The organism is Pseudomonas sp. VI4.1 (assembly GCF_002029345.1).
Classification (GTDB): Bacteria; Pseudomonadota; Gammaproteobacteria; order Pseudomonadales; family Pseudomonadaceae; genus Aquipseudomonas.
In genome coordinates, this window is record NZ_MULM01000010.1 from 1 (window position 1) to 1,574 (window position 1,574).

At 56.9% G+C, this 1,574-nt stretch carries 1 protein-coding gene and 1 pseudogene; one reads left to right on the top strand and one right to left on the bottom strand.

Translation table 11 applies throughout. The features are described 5' to 3' along the window. Window positions 1-273: 273 nt before the first annotated feature. Window positions 274-1,254, bottom strand: a complete 981-nt coding sequence (locus BZ163_RS00060) for an IS5-like element ISPre1 family transposase (RefSeq protein WP_011077862.1) — start codon at window positions 1,252-1,254, stop codon at window positions 274-276. An 83-nt stretch (window positions 1,255-1,337) separates the two neighbouring features. Between BZ163_RS00060 and BZ163_RS00065 the strand changes: the two are divergent. Next, a pseudogene (locus tag BZ163_RS00065) lies at window positions 1,338-1,574 on the top strand (group II intron reverse transcriptase/maturase); the annotation flags it as partial.

Here is a 1,574-nt window from a genome sequence, read left to right on the forward strand (position 1 = left end):
AAGGGGGCATGACCTCAATGACGCATTGACTGGCGGAGCTTCCGTAGTAGTCCGCGATGGGGAAAGCCCATTACATGGCGAAGGGGAGCAGTTTAAATGTGTTTGCCAAGCGAATTAACTGACCTAAGGATGGTCTGAAGTAGTTGTGTATTTCTGGCTGACTTCAGCCCCTGCCGATTTTAAAAGCGGCAAATCGATCAAAAACGCTCAGATCACCCGCTTATTTCTGTGTTTTTAGCCGCCGCGAGCACCTCGCGGCAGCCATTTCCCACATTACAGGCGCACCTCTCCTGCATTCGCCAGTAAATGTCGGCGCGCCATCCACAGGTTCGACAGCGCGAACAGCGTCACCAGTTGCGCCGTGTTCTTCGCCAGACCACGGAAGCGCACCTTCACATAACCGAACTGGCGCTTGATCACCCGGAACGGATGCTCGACCTTGGCTCGTACCTGAGCCTTGGCCTTCTCAATCTTGCGCGCGGCTTTGTACAAAGCACTGCGCTTATCAAGCTTCTTGTAAGTACTACGGCGGGCGGCGATCTGCCAGATGACCTCCCGGCCTTCATGTTCAGGGCGTTTCTCGACGCCGGTGTAACCCGCGTCGGCACCGACCATGTTCTCATCGCCGTGCAGCAGCTTATCGACCTGGGTGACATCGGCCACGTTGGCCGCCGTGCCCACCACGCTGTGCACCAAGCCCGACTCATCATCGACACCGATGTGCGCCTTCATGCCGAAGTAGTACTGGTTACCCTTCTTGGTCTGATGCATTTCCGGGTCGCGCTTACCGTCCTTGTTCTTGGTCGAACTCGGCGCATTGATCAGCGTGGCATCGACGATCGTGCCTTGGCGCAGCGACAGCCCTCGGTCGCCCAGATAGCCATTGATGACAGCCAAGATGCCGGCGGCTAGTTCGTGCTTCTCCAGCAAACGACGGAAGTTGAGGATGGTGGTTTCATCGGGGATACGCTCCAAGCTCAGCCCCGCGAACTGGCGCAGGATGGTGGTCTCGTACAGCGCCTCTTCCATCGCTGGATCGCTGTAACCGAACCAGTTTTGCATCAGGTGCACGCGCAGCATCGCCATCAGCGGATAGGCCGGACGACCGCCTTCACCCTTGGGATAATGCGGCTCGATCAAGGCAATCAAACCCTTCCACGGCACCACCCGATCCATCTCGATCAGGAACAACTCTTTGCGGGTTTGTTTGCGCTTACCGGCGTACTCGGCGTCAGCGAAGGTCATCTGCTTCATGGGGAAACTCAGCGGGTGGAATCCGGGTATTTTGCCAAAATCTGGAAGTCTTCTTCAGAGTTTCCCTAACGAGGTGAAGACCTTTGATAATCAGCGAAATGCAACGCAAGCTGGCCACATGGACAGCAACCGATCCACCCCAGCGGGTTGATCGGTTACTGCGCCCGATAGCACAGCCGGACTGGCTGGCGGTGGCAGCGCGAATCACTCTGTCATCAAAAGGCGCCCGTACGCCTGGCGTTGATGGAGTGGACAAGCCAATGCTGCAAGCCAGACTGGCGGATGTATTGCAAAAGCTCAGGGAAGATCTTCTCTCGGGT